Origin of the sequence: Pirellula sp. SH-Sr6A, from assembly GCF_001610875.1 — a bacterium.
Classification (GTDB): Bacteria; Planctomycetota; Planctomycetia; order Pirellulales; family Pirellulaceae; genus JBKCUI01.
Genome location: NZ_CP011272.1, coordinates 6,163,005 through 6,178,532 on the forward strand (window position 1 = coordinate 6,163,005; position 15,528 = coordinate 6,178,532).

The following is a 15,528-nucleotide window of genomic DNA, read 5'->3' on the forward strand; positions in this document are numbered from 1 at the left end:
AAAACGTAACCAACCTCTGCACCTTCAATCTTATCTATCTACCATGAAAAAAGAACTTGTTTGCGCCCTCCTCGCTTTTGGTTTCTGTAGCCAACTGTGCAACGGACAAAGCCCGGGAAGCGATCCGAAGAATGCATCTGCCGCACCGAAGCTGCGAACCGTCGCCCGTCTTTTTTGGCAGGACACGAGCACGCAATCGGTTCGATGGGGAGATCTCCAGCGATCTGGCGAAGCGTGGCAATTGGACCCTCAGCCTCTTGCAAGCTTCCCCTCTTTAAACCTGGACAATCAAAGCTTGGTGCAAATGGAAGCGATCGATCAAGTATTGCTGGTGGGTATCCACGACAAGGAGAAAGGGTCGTTCGAAAGCGGTTGGGTTGCGTTCGAGTCGGGGGTCACGAAAGAAGAGCATGGCGATCATTTCCATTGGCATTACGATACTTCGCCAACACTGCTTGCTAAACAACTGGATAAAGAGCAAGGGAACCCGGCTCACGTCTATCAATACAACCAATTGTTTGTCATCGCCAACGATGCCTTAAGCGGTTTTACGGTTGTCGATCCGTATGCGATTCGAGCAGGCCGATCGAACATGTCTCGGTTTTATTCAGGAGGAGGGAACCACATCACATTGGCCGCCCCAAGTCGAGAAGTGGTCTACGCAACCTGGGTAGATCGCGACGGCGACAACATGGGAAGGATCGATGTCGTCAGTACAGGTGGCAATGCGGAGCAAAAGGGGTATTCGTTCAAGCTGCCGACGGGTGGATTGCACGGTGCGACAGCCAACGCCGGCAGGATTTTCTTTGCCCCAGCCGATGGTATTTGTTCGGTACGTTCGGATTCGATGCTCCAGGAACCTCCCACAGTTCATGCGATCGAGCACATCTCTCTCGGTATGGATTCGGTCACCGGTCGTCCCAACCGTACCGGAGCGTTTGTGAACCACCGGAACTATGTCCTATTTACATACGGATCTGGGACGAATTCCCAATTGGGAATGATCGATGCCAGCGCATCACGTTTGGAGTTGAGGCAGGTTGCGATTCCAACGGGGGAAGGCTTAGCTCTGGTCTCTCCGAAGACAGCTACGACTCGCGCAGGTAAGGAGATTGCGTTCGTGGTTCAAGATCGACGCCAAAGCGAGGCACAGGAATCGCTTGCAATCATTGATCTTGATCCCAATGGGGACAAGCGTTTGGAGGATGCCACCATCTTCAAGACACTCGAGCTCGCACCGAGCAAGATCGAGGGTCATTCGGGGCATCACGAAATTTGTTTCCTCCCTGAGAATCGCTTGGCTTGTGTTTCGAATCCAGGAGATGGATCGATTTGGCTTATCTCGATGAACGACTTTGCGGTGCAAGCCAGGCTATCCGTCGGCGGATCGCCCGGCAGATTGATTGCTCAATAAGGCAGTTCTGCGAGAGAACCAATTCATTCCACTGCGTGACCGCCTGTTGCACCGAAGTTTTTCAGGGAGGCGGGCGAGCCGTCCAAACTTGAGAGGTAAGCAACCAAGTCTCTCAATTCTCGCTTTGTGAGATACTTCATCAAATCAGCGGGCATGGAGGAGAGTCCTTTTTTACGGCTGACGATTGCATCCTTCTCCACTTCGATCACGGCACCTTGCGCGTCCATCAGGCTGAGTTTGGAATCGGTTTCGCTCTTCAAAATACCTGAGATTGTTTCATCGTCCTCGGTTAATATGACCACGGTTTCGAAGCCTTGCGCGATGGTCTGATTGGGAGCAACGATTGCCTCGAGGAGGTAGGTACGATCTTTTTGTTTTCCTAGCTCGCTGAGAACGGGCCCCACCTCCCCACCGGTGGCTCCTACTTTGTGGCATCGGACGCATGATAGGTTGCTTCGCGTAAAAAAGAGCTCGCGTCCTGCTTCCACATTTCCTCCTTCCACGCAATCGGCGTAGGCCAGCTTGGGATCGGAAGCGGACTTCGAAGAGGATTCCTTTTCGCGGTTTTCCAAGGTTCGCTTCATCTCGGGGTTTCCTTTGGCCGCGACGGCTTCCATAGCATTGAGCCATGTATCCTTGGGAAGGGAGCCGGCGAAGAACTCGGGAGCTGATTTGGCGAGCAAGGCCTGTGCAACGGAGTCATCTAGTGCGGAGATCAGGTCCCATGCGGCTTGGCGTTCTTCTGTCGATTTTGATGCAATGGCTTTCTCAACTGCGGAGCCAGCGGCCGGTTTGTCGATCTTTACCAAGGATTGCATGGTCGCAATCCGCACCGGCACTTGCGAGTCCTGGAGGAGGGAGTTCGCCTGTTTCATCAATTCGCTTGGATTCAACGTGGCGAGGGCGGCGATCGCATCGGCGCGGCGGCGAGCCGATGCCTTGGAATCGAGGACAATCGACTCGATGAGACTGGCGATCTCTTTCATGTCGTACTTCGCACCCACTTTAAAAAATGCGTCGCGGACGGCATCGGGAGTGGCGGCCAACGCAGCGACATTTTGTTGTAACCGTTCGATCACGGGTGCTGGTGATCGGTCGGGGAGAGGCAGATGGCGATTCATGATTTTGTCTCGCAATCCGGGAGAGGCCCAATCACCGAGTAGGTTCATGGCTTCTTCACGCATCTTTTCGGTCCCTACATTCGATGTCACGAATGCGACCAATCGATCGATGTTTACATCTTGTCCAAGGCGATAGTTCGCATGAAGGATCCGCTGCACAATTGGTTCGTCGAATTCCCGAGCGATAGTGAGAGCAGCCAGAGCGGGCAACTCGGAGTGAAATTCGGGAACATCGTATATAGCCCGTACAGCCTCTTTCACAACGCGGACCGAAGCATCTCCAAGCAGAAGTTTGATCGCAGGATTCTTGGCTTTCCGGAGTGCGACGGCGAGTACGACGCGCACCGATTCGTTGGGGTTTTTGCTCCATCGATCGATTCCTTCCTCGTCGAGCGCTTTGGATACGGCCATGATTGCAGCGTGCCTCAGCACGGGATCTTGATCCGCATTTTCGATCACTGCTTTTGTGACTTGGTCCAACGCGGATGTCATCTTTTTTGTTGCCACTGCCAACATGGCTTGTCGGCGTACGACCGCGGAGGGGTGAAGAACAAGATCGCTGATGCTTTGTTCGGAGAAATCCATTTTGCTTTCCGCGAGCGCATCGCAGGCTCGCGCGACGACATACTCATCGGAATCGCTGAGCGCTCCAATCAATGCCGTGCCAGCGACGGTGTCGTTTTGTTGGCGGACAATTTGGCCAAGCCCCCAGACCGCGTGCAGTTTTTCGTTGCGAGTCTTTGCGTTTTGCAAGACGTTGACCAAAGCGTTGACGTTTTTTCGATTCGCCAGTTCCCATTGTGCTTCGAGACGCAATCGTCGGTCAGGGGAAGCAAGCAGGGAAACGAGGTCTTGGTCCGAGCGCGAGCGGAAGCCTTTTTTCAGTTCCTCGGTAGATTGATTGCCTGTCTTTTGGACATCCTTCGATTTGGATGCAAACCGATACAAGCGACCTTTGTTTTCACCGTTCCAACCGTTGACCCAATCGCTTACCACCAAGCTTCCGTCGGGGGCTGTGTCGATATCGGTCGCGAGGATTTGCCAAATGAACTGTTCGTTCTTGTCGATTTCAAATGTGGACCCTTTTGGTTTGAGTTGGATTCGACGGATCCCGCTGTTGGAGGACTGTCCTCGGAAGTCGCACAGGAAGAACGCGTTCTTGTATTGCTCGCTGTTGTCCAACCCCACGCCGGTGTAGCAGATCAGTCCCGAGGGGCCATCGCTGAGATTGGCGATAGGGGGAACGACGTACGCTGGGCTTTCGGTTCCTTCGTAGGGATACCAGATTTTCTCTCGATTGAACGGGCCGCGATCGGAGAGGTATTGGTACATCATTCGCCACCCAGTGTCCCCTCCTTGCACGACTTGCACCCATCGCGCCTTGTCACCGGAGTCCGAATTGTTATCTCCAGTGAAGAGGTTTCCTTCGTCGTCGAAAGCCAGTTCTTGTGGATTGCGCAGACCGGTCGCGAAGACCTCCAAGTTGGTGCCGTCGAGATCGCATCGGAACACGGCTCCGCTCTCGGGGTCTTGGAAGGTTCCATTGGGCGTTTCGATCGAGTATCCGCGATCGCCGATGGAAAAATAGAGGCGTCCGTCTGGTCCGAGGATGAGACCGTGCATATCGTGACCACGAAATGCGACGCGAACACCGTACCCATCGGAAAGGACGATCCTTTCATCGGCTACCAAGTCGTTATTTGAATCTTTGAATCCCCATAGTTTTGGAATGTTGGTGTAGTAAACCATGTTGTCTCGAATGAGAACGCCGGCGCCGGTCCCTTCTTCGATCGCGTTGAAGCCGGACACAAATACTTTGCTGTCATCGGCTCGATGGTCCCCGTCTCGATCGAGGAGTACGCGGATCAGGTCATCGAATCGTTCGTATTCGGAAGTTTCTTTGCCGAGCAATTCTCGATGGTAGCGAATGCGGTCTTGAACGTTCATCGCGGCCAAATCGGCGTCGAGCCATTTCCCATCGTGCCCGCGGTTATCGGTAACCCCTTTGTTTTGTCGATAGGATTCGCAAACGAAAACGCGTCCCAATCGGTCGAACGCGAAGGCGACGGGGTTAGCGAACATCGGTTCGGCAGCGAACAGATTGCATTCCATCGAGTCCGGAAACTTGAAGGAGCCGATGGCTGTTTCGCCTTCATCGGAGGCGGCTGCGAGCGGGGGAACTTCACCCTTTGATTGTTGCGTCGATTCTTGTGCCGAGGCGAAGGGCATCGCGACCACGCTAAGTCCAAACAAAGCAGTCAGGGAGGCGATTTTCGTTCCCTCCATGAGTGACTGCGAGAGGATAGAGCGGCGACGAAGGACGGAAAAAGAGAATTGTTGCGTCATAGGAGGAGAGAGTGTTCGCGGGAAAGGATGGACAAATCGAAAGGTTCGGTATGTTGAGAGCAAGGGGCAGTGAGTTCCCTTTTTGGCCGCTCGTATGTTAATCTGGACTGCGGTAGCGGGCGAGTCCGAAAGGTTCGTCGCGATCCTGAAACCGAAATCGGCGAGGATTCTCAATGGTGGGGCACCTACTCGTTCGGGGGGAAAAGGTTAGGATAGCAGCTCAATTTTAATAGCTCCTGCACCGGGTAACCCTTTATGTCTTTGGGTAACGACCTCAAAATTCTCTACCATTTGGTACTTCGACCTGTTCGAGGGAAAACGCACTCCGAGCGGATGGAAAGTTTTTACGCTGGGCAAGCGGAGGGGTACGACGATTTTCGAAAGCGACTTCTACAGGGGCGCGAGGATGTCTATCGCGAGGTTGTCGATCGCAGTGCGGGTGGCGTTTGGGTCGATATGGGAGGTGGAACCGGATCGAACTTGGAATTTGCAGGTGACGGCATTCGGCGTTTTGAAAAGGTTTACGTCGTCGATTTGGCCGAGTCGCTCTTAGGCATTGTCAAGAAGCGATCCGAGAAGAATGGTTGGTCGAATGTGGAGGCGGTCGTTGGAGACGCGACGCAGTGGTTGCCGCCGGAAGGAGCCGCGGACGTGGTAACCTTTTCCTATTCCCTAACGATGATCCCCGATTGGTTTGCGGCCATCGACAATGCCTTGCGGATGCTCAAGCCTGGAGGTCTGATAGGCGTCATCGATTTTTATGTCGCGCGCAAACACCCAGCCGATAGTTTGGCAAAGCATCGTTGGGGCACGCGATCGTTTTGGCCGGTATGGTTTGCCAACGATAATGTCTTTCCGAGCCCGGATCACCTGCCCTATCTTCAGAAGCATTTCGAAACGTTACGATTGAAGGAAAGCCGCGCCAAAGTTCCTTACCTACCGTTGGTGCGTACACCTTATTATCAGTTTGTTGGTCGGAAATCGTAAACGCCTTGCGGCGTTGTGATGCATTCGGCTTCACCGGTACGACACGAGGGAAACGTATGCCATTCGAGTTTATCTGCCCGTTCTGTCATCATCGGACCAAGGTAGATGATCGGTATGCGGGGCAAACGGGACCATGCGCCGGATGTGGAAAGACCGTAGCGATGCCTCGATACAACGAACGGGGGGTGCTCGAGCCAGCACCCTTAGTTGTGACGAGAAAGACTGCAGCGCGTTCGGTTTCTCGAAGCTCCTTTCCGATGTTGATCGCAGCGGCTTGTAGTGCGACCGCATTGGTAGCCTTGATCGCAGTAGTTTGGATGGCTTGGCCGACGATTCAAAAGCGGGCTTTGTTAGCGGCCCAGAACCAGGACATCGACAATATGAAGTTGATCGCCAAAGCGCTCAATGAGTATGCCGATCGTTACGGGACTTATCCGCCGCCTGTGGTCTATGATGACAAAGGGACGGCACTTTACTCATGGCGTGTCTTGATCTTGCCCTTTCTCGGGTATGAGTCGCTATATGACGCATTTCAATTGGATCAACCGTATGACAGTGCAAATAACTTGCAGTGCATGTCCAAGATGCCCGAGGAGTTTGCGAGTCCCAATTCGGACGCGATGGCGGGCTTTCAAACCAACTATGCGTTGATCATTGGCCCGGGAACCCTTTTTCCGCCATCGGGCCCTCTCTCCTCGAAGAACATCGACGATCCCACTCTTTTGTTGGTTGAGACCAAGCATGGATTGGCCAGTTGGACGGAGCCAGGGGATATCGACATCTCGCAAGGGGTGCGCCCTGGTAATCGTCCCATGAAGGACCTCGGTGGATTGTTTCGCGATTCCTTTACTGCGGTTTCAGCGCAGGAGGAGGGGCTTCGGATTCCCAATACGGTTCCGGGAGCCGTTCTCGACTCGCTGATCAGCCCGAATGGCGGCGAGAAGGTCGACGTTTCCACCTTCAAGTAGAAATTGCGAATCAAACAGAATTCGATTCGGTCGTTCTGCCAACCCGTAGCCTGAGTGCTACAATTCCAACGGGGCTGCTCCCCGGTCCGGAAACACCTCTCGTCTGGATTTCCGTTCTATTCTTTTGGAAGCAGTGTTGGAAGACCTATGAACGATCCCTTGAGTTCGATTGGGCGAGTCTCGGCAGGAAAGCCTTCTTCACGTGGACAGCGGCCCGTTGCCGAATTGTCTATCGGGCAGTATCTCATCAAGCGGTTACAGGATTATGGGATCGGCGATTGCTTTGGGATCCCGGGGGACTACATCCTCCATTTTTACAGCATGCTCGAGCAGAGCCCCATTCGAACGATCGGTTGCACCCGAGAAGATTGTGCGGGGTTTGCCGCCGATGCGTATGCTCGGATTCGGGGTATGGGCGCTCTATGCGTTACATACTGTGTGGGTGGGTTATCTGTCTGCAATAGCGTCGCGGGTGCGTTTGCGGAGAAGTCGCCGGTGGTAATGCTCACCGGTTCTCCCGGGTTGCGGGAACGCGTGAACAATCCGCTATTGCACCACAAGGTCCGCGATTTCAGTACGCAGCGTGAGGTTTTTGAGAAGCTTTGTATTGCGGCGGTTGAGTTGGACGACCCGCTTATCGCCTTCAGTGAAATCGATCGAGTCCTCGATGCGTGTTATCGCTACAAGCGACCGGTCTACATCGATTTGCCACGCGACATGGTCGACGTGGTTCCTTCGGTGACGCACGCATACAAGCGCCCTGCGAGCCTTTACAACACGGAGGCGTTAGAGGAGGCCGTAAAGGAAGCGATCGAACGATTGAATGCAGCCAAGAGGCCCGTGATCATTGCGGGAGTCGAAATCCATCGATTCGGTTTACAGGACTTGGTGTTGAGGCTTGCCGAGGAAGCCAGCATACCGATCGCGGCGACCATATTAGGAAAGAGTGTGATCGACGAGACGCATCCGTTGTATATAGGGCTATACGAAGGAGCGATGGGGCGTGAGGATGTCACAAAGTATGTCGAAGAGAGCGATTGCGTGCTATTGCTCGGTGCCTTCATGACCGACATCAATTTAGGGATTTACACGGCCCAGCTGGAAGTCAAGAACTGCATTTATGCGACGAGTGAGCAGTTGCAGATTTCGTTTCATCAGTTCCCCAACGTTCCTCTTGGAGACTTTCTGGAGCGATTGATCGACGGCAGGGCTACACCCGCGAAGCGACCGATCCCCGAGGGGCTTCATCTGAAGCGGCCGGAGCCGTTGGTTATCGAGTCTGGGAGGCCGCTGGAGATAAGCCGCATGATTCAGCGCATCAACACCCAGTTGGATGAGCATACGATTGTGATTGCAGATATCGGCGATGCGTTGTTTTCGTCATCGGAGCTTGTGATACGCGATCGAACGGATTTCCTTTCTCCGGCTTATTACACTTCCATGGGGTTTTCGGTGCCTGCCACATTGGGGGCTTGCGTGGCGAAGCCGGACGATCGAATCTTCACCATTGTGGGAGATGGAGCCTTCCAGATGACCGGGCAGGAAATGGCGACGTTGGTGCGGCATCGGCACAATCCCATTTTACTCGTGCTCGACAATCACGGTTATGGAACCGAGCGATTTCTCCAGTCGGGGAGTTGGAATTACAACGAGATTCCCTCGTGGAAGTATTGGAAACTGCCGGAGGTTTATGGGGGCGGTAGGGGCCATTACGTTCAGAATGAGGGGGAGTTTGACCGCGCACTAACCGAGGCATGGGAGGATCGCACGCAGTTGCATTTGATCCATGCGAAATTGGTTGAGAACGATGCGAGTCAGACATTGCTTCGGCTTGCTCAGCGGCTGGGGCAGCGCGTTTAGTTCGTATTCCAGACGACTTCGGAGCAATTCCCTGTTTTGTCACTTCTGCAAAACGTCGGAACTGGTACGATTTCGTCGTGAGCGATGGGAATGGTGGTTTGGTGGCTGCAATGTTTTTGAGTAGCAGCAGAGTGAACTTGACTTTCCCGATCCACTGCATGCGATCGTAGCGTGCAGCCAACGGTGAGTTGGGTTGACATAACGCTAGAACTACTGAGTTTTGATGAGTACTCCCATCGAAGAGATGACGGACGCTGCTGCGCCGTCGAATGGTTTTTTGACTTTAGGATTGCCCGAGCCCATTTGCAACGATTTGGCCGCGGCGGGGTATCACACCCCGACTTCTATCCAGGCCGCCACGATTCCCAGTTTGTTGACCGGACAAGATGTGTTGGGCCAGGCCCAGACGGGGACCGGGAAAACGGCTGCCTTTGCTCTGCCTCTTTTGTGCCGAATCGACGTCAACGATTCCTCCCCTCAAGTCCTGGTGTTGGCTCCGACGCGGGAGCTAGCCATCCAGGTTGCCGAGTCTTTCGAGCGTTACGGAAAGTCGATGCGAGGGCTTCATGTCGCTTGTTTGTACGGCGGAAGCGGATATGCCCAGCAGATTCAAGCTTTAAGGCAGCGGCCTCAAATCATAGTCGGAACGCCCGGCCGAGTGATGGATCACATGCGCGAGGAGCGTTTGAAGATCGATAAGCTCCGGTGTTTGGTCCTCGACGAAGCGGATGAGATGTTGCGGATGGGGTTTGTCGACGACGTGCGGTGGGTTTTGACCCAAGCACCCGCGGATGTACAGATCGCCCTGTTTTCAGCAACCATGCCCAGCGCGATTCGAGAGATCGCCGACAAACATCTGAAGGAGCCGCATGTCGTTTCGATTGCTGCGAAGGAAAAAACGGCCGATACGATCCGCCAGCGATACTTGATGATTGAACCCAAATTCAAATTGGAAGTACTGCAGCGAGTCCTGGAGCATGAACCTTCCGATGGCACCATTATCTTCGTCAAGACACGCAACGCGACCGTCGAGATCGCAGAAGCGCTCAATCGCATGGGTTATAGCGCCGTCGCGATCAATGGTGAGATTGCTCAGGCGCAGCGCGAGCGAACGATTGAACAATTGAAGGATGGCTCTGTCCAAATTTTGGTAGCGACGGATGTTGCTGCTCGCGGTTTGGACGTCCAGCGCATTACCCATGTGATCAACTACGACCTGCCCTTCGATACCGAAGCCTATATTCACCGAATCGGTCGAACCGGCAGAGCGGGACGTGATGGCGAAGCCATACTATTTATCACCCCAAGGCAGCGCGGGTTTCTTAAGGATATCCACCGCGCGATCGGAAAAGCGATCGAGCCGATGGAAGTTCCTACCGTGCGCGAGATCAATCAAGCCCGAATTACACGATTAAAAACGAAGATTGCAAGCCAAGTCGAAGTAGATCAGCAGGATTCTTTATCGGCTGAAAGGTTTAAGAAGTGGATTGAGGAGTGCTGCGAGGAACACCAGTTCAGCATTGAGCAAGCCGCCACGGCATTAGCAAAGCTCTGCACCGGAGAACGCCCGTTTCTCTTGCCCGAAGAAGACTCGCTTGATCGAGCACTCCGTGGCCGAGATCGGCGGGATCGGGACGATCGTGGGCCTCGAGATGATCGCGACGGATTCTCGCGCGGTCGGACCAAGACACCTCGTTTTGATCCTCGCGAGCAACGCGGCGAGTTTGAGGGGGGGGATGCCTCGGGGCCTCGCGACGAATCCCCGAGAGCAGGCATGGAGCTGTTTCGAGTTGAAGTCGGCCGTCAGCATGGGGTCAAACCAGGTAACTTGGTTGGCGCGATTGCCAACGAGATTGAACTGGACTCGAGCTACATCGGTCAGATCACCATCTTCGATGAGCATAGCACTGTCTATTTGCCAAAAGGAATGCCGCGAGACTTGTTCAAGATTCTTGGCCGAGCTTGGGTAGTAGGTCGGCAGCTTCGCATTTCGAAATTGGCTGATCGTCAGCGTGTTCGTAGCCGTTAAGACTTGGGCCGTTACGATTTGGACCGTTAAGATCGCGTATTGAAAATACGGTCTCCGGCATCGCCCAAACCGGGGACGATGAACTTCCGATGGTCGAGATTTGGGTCTACCGCGCCGACCCAGATTCGAACATCGGGATGTTCCTCAACGAGTTGCGTCAAGCCAGGAGTGGATGCGATCACACTTAGGACCCGGATATCGCGAACGCCCCATTTCTTCAAAGCGCCGATGGCGAGTCGGATACTACCTCCCGTGGCGAGCATGGGGTCTAGTACGAGGCCGATATCCGATGGGTGATCGGCGGGTAGTTTGGAATAGTATTCAACCGGGAGAGCCGTTTCTTCGTCTCGGTACATTCCCAAATGCCAAACTTCGGCATCCGGCAGGAGCTGCAGGATAGGGGAAACCAAACCAAGGCCCGCTCGAAGGATTGGTACGATAGCGACCCTTTGTTTCAGAGTCTCTGCTGCCGCTAACCCCATCGGCGTTTGCACGGAGTTGGGGGATAGTTGCAAGTCTTGCAAGCACTCAATGGCGAGCAAGGTTGCGAGCAAATCGATCTGAATTCGGAATTGAGCTGGCTTCGTTGAAGCATCGCGCAGGATCGCCAAGTGGTGGGAGGCTAGCGGATGCTTCAAAACAGTCCAAGAGCTCATGGTTATCCGATCTCGGGTGGTTATCGTGTCGATGAGGACAGGAACAATCGTTTGCTAAAGACCCGGACGAAACCGACATTGTTGGCGGTCGAGTTGGTCGCTGCAAGCGGAATGGCCGTGATCTGTCGAACGCCCGCAGTACCACCCGTTGACCCGGGGTTCGCAGCTTGGAAATTGAAGTCGTTTGGATTGCCCGACGTCACCGCGTAGGTGCCGGCTGCGACGTTGGAGAACGTGTACTCCCCGTTCGCATTGGTGGTCGTCGTTTGCGTGATCGAGGTCGATCCGCCGGTGGGGGTACCCGTCAGCGTCACAGTCACTCCTGCGATTCCGCTCTCGGTCGATTGTCCGACACCGTCTCGGTTGCTATCGACATAAATACGCCCCGTGATGTTCGAAGGAAGAGGGGCGGTTAGCGTAGTCGACGCCGTCGACGTGTTATTGGTCGAGACCGTATCGTTGGCAGCGGTCACTGTGACCGTGTTGGTAATCGATCCTGTAGAGGTGGCGGAAACCGTGGCCAAGATCGTCACGACTGCAGTTTCGCCGGGAGCCAGGGTTGGGATCGTGACCGTAGCCGAATTGTTCGCACCGGATGCGACCGTACCGGCTGCCGTAGATCCGATCAAGGATGTTCCGCTAACGAAGGTAACTCCAGTTGGCAGCGTATCCGAAACGTTTACCGAGGTGGCTGACGAAGGACCGTTATTGGTCACGTTCATCGTGTAGGTGATCGTGCTACCTGCAGGAAGGGTCGATGGTCCCGTCTTCGTAATGGCGACGTCATTTTGCTGAGTCAGCGTTGTCGTCACCGTGGACGCGTTGTTCGTGTTCGGAGTTTCCACTGTTGCGGTGTCGGTTGTGCTGATAACCGCACTGTTAACCAAAGAAGCAGTGCTGCTCGGTAGGATTGCAGCTACGATTTGAATCGTATTGTTGGTAGCACCCGAGGCTAGGGCTCCGATCGCGAGGACCAAGTTATCGGGATTCGAAGCGTTCGTATCCGACAAGCTGGCTGGGATCGTAACGGGTGATCCGTTTACCGTCGCGCTGATGATGCGTAGTCCGTCGGGAATGTCATCGGAGACTTGTACGTTCACGGCATCCGAAGGACCATTGTTCACAGCGGACATGGTGTACGTGATGGTGTTTCCGGAAACGGCGGTCGCTGGTCCCGTCTTGGTCACGGCCAAATCGACCGTCCTCGGTGCATTCGCAGCGACACTCGCAGAGTTATCCGAAGTGTCGGCTTCGATGTTCCCCGTAGTATCGGTCGCTGCGATGGTAGCAACGTTGGTAAAGGTTCCCGTCGTACCAGGGAGTACGACCCCAATGATCGTGATCGTGGTTTGGTTCGCCGAGCCGACGTCCAGGTTCCCTACTTCGATGATCAAGTCATCTGGATTGGTGGCCGTCGTGTCTTGCGCGGAGGCGGGAATGGTGATCGTATCGGTTCCATCTGAGGATGTCGCGCTGATGATGCGTATACCATCCGGGAGATTGTCCGTTACGCGGACGGTGGTCGCAGCCGATGGGCCATCGTTTCTCGCGACAATCGTGTAGGTGAATGTCGAGTTAGGAGCGGCGGTTGCGGGGGTTGCCGTGGAGGCTGGGTTAGTCGTAATGGACTTGGTGATTGCCAAGTCGACGTTTCGAGCGAGCGGAGTATTCGCGTTGGCGGTAACGCCGGCGGAGTCATCGGAGTCCGCCGAACCGGTGTTAGCAATCGTCGAGCCCGAGATCGAGTTGAGAACGGTAGCGACGATGGTTACGACCACGTCGGTGTCGGTGCTTGGAGAATCAACGTTTACATTGGCAACGGTGACTTCAATGCTGTCCGGATTCCCACTTGTTCCCTGGGTCCCCGTCGCGGTTCCAACATTGCTTGTGACGCTAACCAAATCGAGACCGTCGGGCAAGGTGTCATTGATGACGACATTGCGAGCAGTCGCTGGCCCCGTATTCCGCATCGTCAGCGTATAGGTGATGTTGCTCCCCACCACGGCGGTCGTTGGAGTGGCCGTCTTGGTCAGTTCGAGAATTGCGTTGCGTGTTACCGGTAAGGAAAGCGCATCGGTGTTGGGAAGCGTGGTTAGTTCCGTACCGAAGCCTGCGATCGTGACCGTATTCTCGATGGATTCCGGCGTACCGGTTCCGACGGTCTCTGGAAGAACAAAAGCAACCACAGTGATAGTGCGTTGTGTTGTTGCGCTCGCGGCCAAGTTGCCGACTTCGATTACGATATCGTCCGGATTCGCGGCAATCGTGTCTTGTGCGCTGGCGGGAATGGTGATGACGTCCGTGTTGACGTTGGAAGTGACCGAAACGATTTGTACACCGTCAGGGATGTTGTCGGTGAGGCTCACATCGGTTGCGGGCGAAGGACCATCGTTTCGAGCGTTGATCGTATAGGTGATCGTGGTGCCTGCGGGAGCGGAAGTGGATGTCGACGTTTTCTCCACAGTTAGGTCGTACTGGGGTACCAAACCGATATCGTTGCTGAGATCCGTATTGTTGTCCGTATCTCCGTCGTCGGTTGGCGCAGCCGTTGCGGCCAGGGTGACCAATGCGGTTACGACGCCGACACCCGTGATATTCGCTGCGGTGTTCGCGTTGTTCGGTTGACCAGCTGGAGTGGTGGAGCTAGCGATATATCCCGCTGCGGCTTGTCCAGTAGCAAATTGGCTCGAGGGTATCACCACGAAGTAGCTGCCGGGAAGAACGTTGGTGAACAGATAGTTTCCGCTGCTATCGGAAGTCGTGCTCACCGGATTGCCGGCGCTATTGGTCGTCTGCTGATCCACACCGTCGTCGAACGTGCCGTTGCTGTTGGTGTCGGTAAAGAGCTGGAGCGTGACGTTGGCCAAGCCAACATCGGGGTTGGTTCCGGAGGAGTCAAACAGCCCGTCATTATCGAGATCCGCGAAAACCAGATCACCGATGGTCATGGGTGATAGGTTGGCGATGTTCTGTGTGAGGACGGTGGGGCCAAAGGTCTCAATCAGGTCGATCGTAACGTCGGCCGCGTCAGGGCCAGTTACTTCGAAGGTGAGAGCTCCTACATCTTCGAAGTCAGCACCGGTGCCAGCGCTGGTCGTGAAGTCTGCGAAGAGGATCTCCAGGGTATCGGTCGGTGCGCCACCTCCCGTGGTGGGGATTGCAACGGTACGGCTCGAAGCATTGGCTCCGCTGTTGACCGTGATCGTGATCGAGGTGCCTGCCTCACCACCGATGGTCAATCGGAAGCCATTGGCTGTTCCACCCGAGGTGAGATCAACACCGCCAAGCCCATCGTTGTCGAGAAGCTGTGCATCACCATCGGCCCCGTCATAGACGATTTGACGAACACCGTTTGCACCGGCACCCACATTGAAAACTACTTGATTCGTGGTCGATGGGTTATCGACTTCGATGCTCAAGCTGCCTGATGTTGCGTTTGCGAACAGATCTCGTTCACCCCCCAGCGCCTCCGTAGCTGCGATGGAATTGAAGTCAGGGTTCGTTCCCGAAGTAGATGCTGTAACGGTCTGCGAAGTGTCGTTGAACGAGTCGATTGTTTGGACGCTGACCCCGGCGACTTGCCCTGCCGAAACGTTGATGGTCTGAACGCGAGCATTCGGGCGTTGGATCAAGCTGCCGGAGGCGGATGTCTGAACGACATAGTACGTTCCGGCTTGATTCACGGTGAAGGAGTAAAGGCCGGTCGTCGCGGCAGAAGTTGTCGTGCCGACCAAGACATCGTCGCCAGCGGCCGAAGTGCCAGCTCCGCTTTCGTAGGTAGCGTTGCCGCCATCGCGAAAGAGGGCAACCGAGACAGCCGCGAGACGGGGATCGGCACCGTCGATGTTGTTATCGGTGAGGTCATGGAAGACAGTGCCGGTGATGTCCGCCGCCATGAGTGCGCGGCCTTCCAGCATCTCCATTCTCAGCCGTCGCTGAGATCGAGCACGAGAAACTTGCTGAACTTGTTTTGCTCGATTGCCACTCAAACGCTTGATGAGTTGATTCCAGAGGCCTGCCATGTCACGCTTGCTCCATCCCAGTTGAATCTTCAGGAAGCGGAACCTCTGGGTCGTTATAGGTTCGAACGGCTTCCTTGCCTTCATTACTAACTCTGAAACGGCCAAAGGCTGGTTGCATTCACAAC

General features: G+C 54.8%; 8 protein-coding genes. 5 read left to right on the forward strand and 3 right to left on the reverse strand.

Annotated features, from left to right (window positions below):
* The first annotated feature begins 43 nt into the window (after positions 1-43).
* The gene (locus VN12_RS24045; RefSeq protein WP_146679394.1) at positions 44-1,414 is read left to right on the forward strand and encodes a hypothetical protein; all 1,371 of its coding nucleotides are present in this window, start codon (positions 44-46) and stop codon (positions 1,412-1,414) included.
* A gap of 23 nt (positions 1,415-1,437) precedes the next feature.
* On the opposite strand, the gene VN12_RS24050 is transcribed toward VN12_RS24045, so the two are convergent.
* Entirely contained in the window at positions 1,438-4,881 is a 3,444-nt protein-coding gene (locus VN12_RS24050) for a PVC-type heme-binding CxxCH protein (protein ID WP_146679396.1), read from the reverse strand.
* 255 nt (positions 4,882-5,136) lie between these two features.
* Between VN12_RS24050 and VN12_RS24055 the strand changes: the two genes are divergently transcribed.
* From VN12_RS24055 to VN12_RS24070, 4 genes are all read left to right on the forward strand, one after another.
* A complete protein-coding gene (locus tag VN12_RS24055) occupies positions 5,137-5,868 on the forward strand; it encodes a class I SAM-dependent methyltransferase (RefSeq protein WP_146679398.1) in 732 nt (243 codons plus the stop codon).
* A 56-nt stretch (positions 5,869-5,924) separates the two neighbouring features.
* A complete protein-coding gene (locus VN12_RS24060) occupies positions 5,925-6,836 on the forward strand; it encodes a DUF1559 domain-containing protein (RefSeq protein WP_146679400.1) in 912 nt (303 codons plus the stop codon).
* A gap of 147 nt (positions 6,837-6,983) precedes the next feature.
* Entirely contained in the window at positions 6,984-8,696 is a 1,713-nt protein-coding gene (locus VN12_RS24065; RefSeq protein ID WP_146679402.1) for an alpha-keto acid decarboxylase family protein, read from the forward strand.
* Positions 8,697-8,919: 223 nt separating this feature from the next.
* On the forward strand, positions 8,920-10,725 hold the full coding sequence (locus tag VN12_RS24070) for a DEAD/DEAH box helicase (RefSeq protein WP_146679404.1): 1,806 nt from the start codon (positions 8,920-8,922) through the stop codon (positions 10,723-10,725).
* Positions 10,726-10,751: 26 nt separating this feature from the next.
* On the opposite strand, the gene upp is transcribed toward VN12_RS24070, so the two are convergent.
* Together upp and VN12_RS24080 are read right to left on the reverse strand one after the other, a co-directional pair.
* Positions 10,752-11,381 (reverse strand): uracil phosphoribosyltransferase, encoded by a 630-nt coding sequence (upp, locus tag VN12_RS24075; protein ID WP_146679407.1) that lies wholly within the window; start codon positions 11,379-11,381, stop codon positions 10,752-10,754.
* A gap of 20 nt (positions 11,382-11,401) precedes the next feature.
* Positions 11,402-15,487 carry a beta strand repeat-containing protein gene (locus VN12_RS24080; protein WP_146679409.1) on the reverse strand — a complete coding sequence of 1,362 codons (4,086 nt, stop codon included), beginning with the start codon at positions 15,485-15,487 and terminating at the stop codon, positions 11,402-11,404.
* Between the last annotated feature and the right edge of the window lie 41 nt (positions 15,488-15,528).

Bases quoted from the DNA above. Each gene is read 5' to 3' on its own strand.
- VN12_RS24070 (WP_146679404.1), top strand. From the start codon at position 8,920: ATGAGTACTCCCATCGAAGAGATGACGGACGCTGCTGCGCCGTCGAAT.
- VN12_RS24050 (WP_146679396.1), bottom strand. From the start codon at position 4,881: ATGACGCAACAATTCTCTTTTTCCGTCCTTCGTCGCCGCTCTATCCTC.
- VN12_RS24045 (WP_146679394.1), top strand. From the start codon at position 44: ATGAAAAAAGAACTTGTTTGCGCCCTCCTCGCTTTTGGTTTCTGTAGC.
- VN12_RS24060 (WP_146679400.1), top strand. From the start codon at position 5,925: ATGCCATTCGAGTTTATCTGCCCGTTCTGTCATCATCGGACCAAGGTA.
- VN12_RS24055 (WP_146679398.1), top strand. From the start codon at position 5,137: ATGTCTTTGGGTAACGACCTCAAAATTCTCTACCATTTGGTACTTCGA.
- VN12_RS24080 (WP_146679409.1), bottom strand. From the start codon at position 15,487: ATGAAGGCAAGGAAGCCGTTCGAACCTATAACGACCCAGAGGTTCCGC.
- VN12_RS24065 (WP_146679402.1), top strand. From the start codon at position 6,984: ATGAACGATCCCTTGAGTTCGATTGGGCGAGTCTCGGCAGGAAAGCCT.
- upp (WP_146679407.1), bottom strand. From the start codon at position 11,381: ATGAGCTCTTGGACTGTTTTGAAGCATCCGCTAGCCTCCCACCACTTG.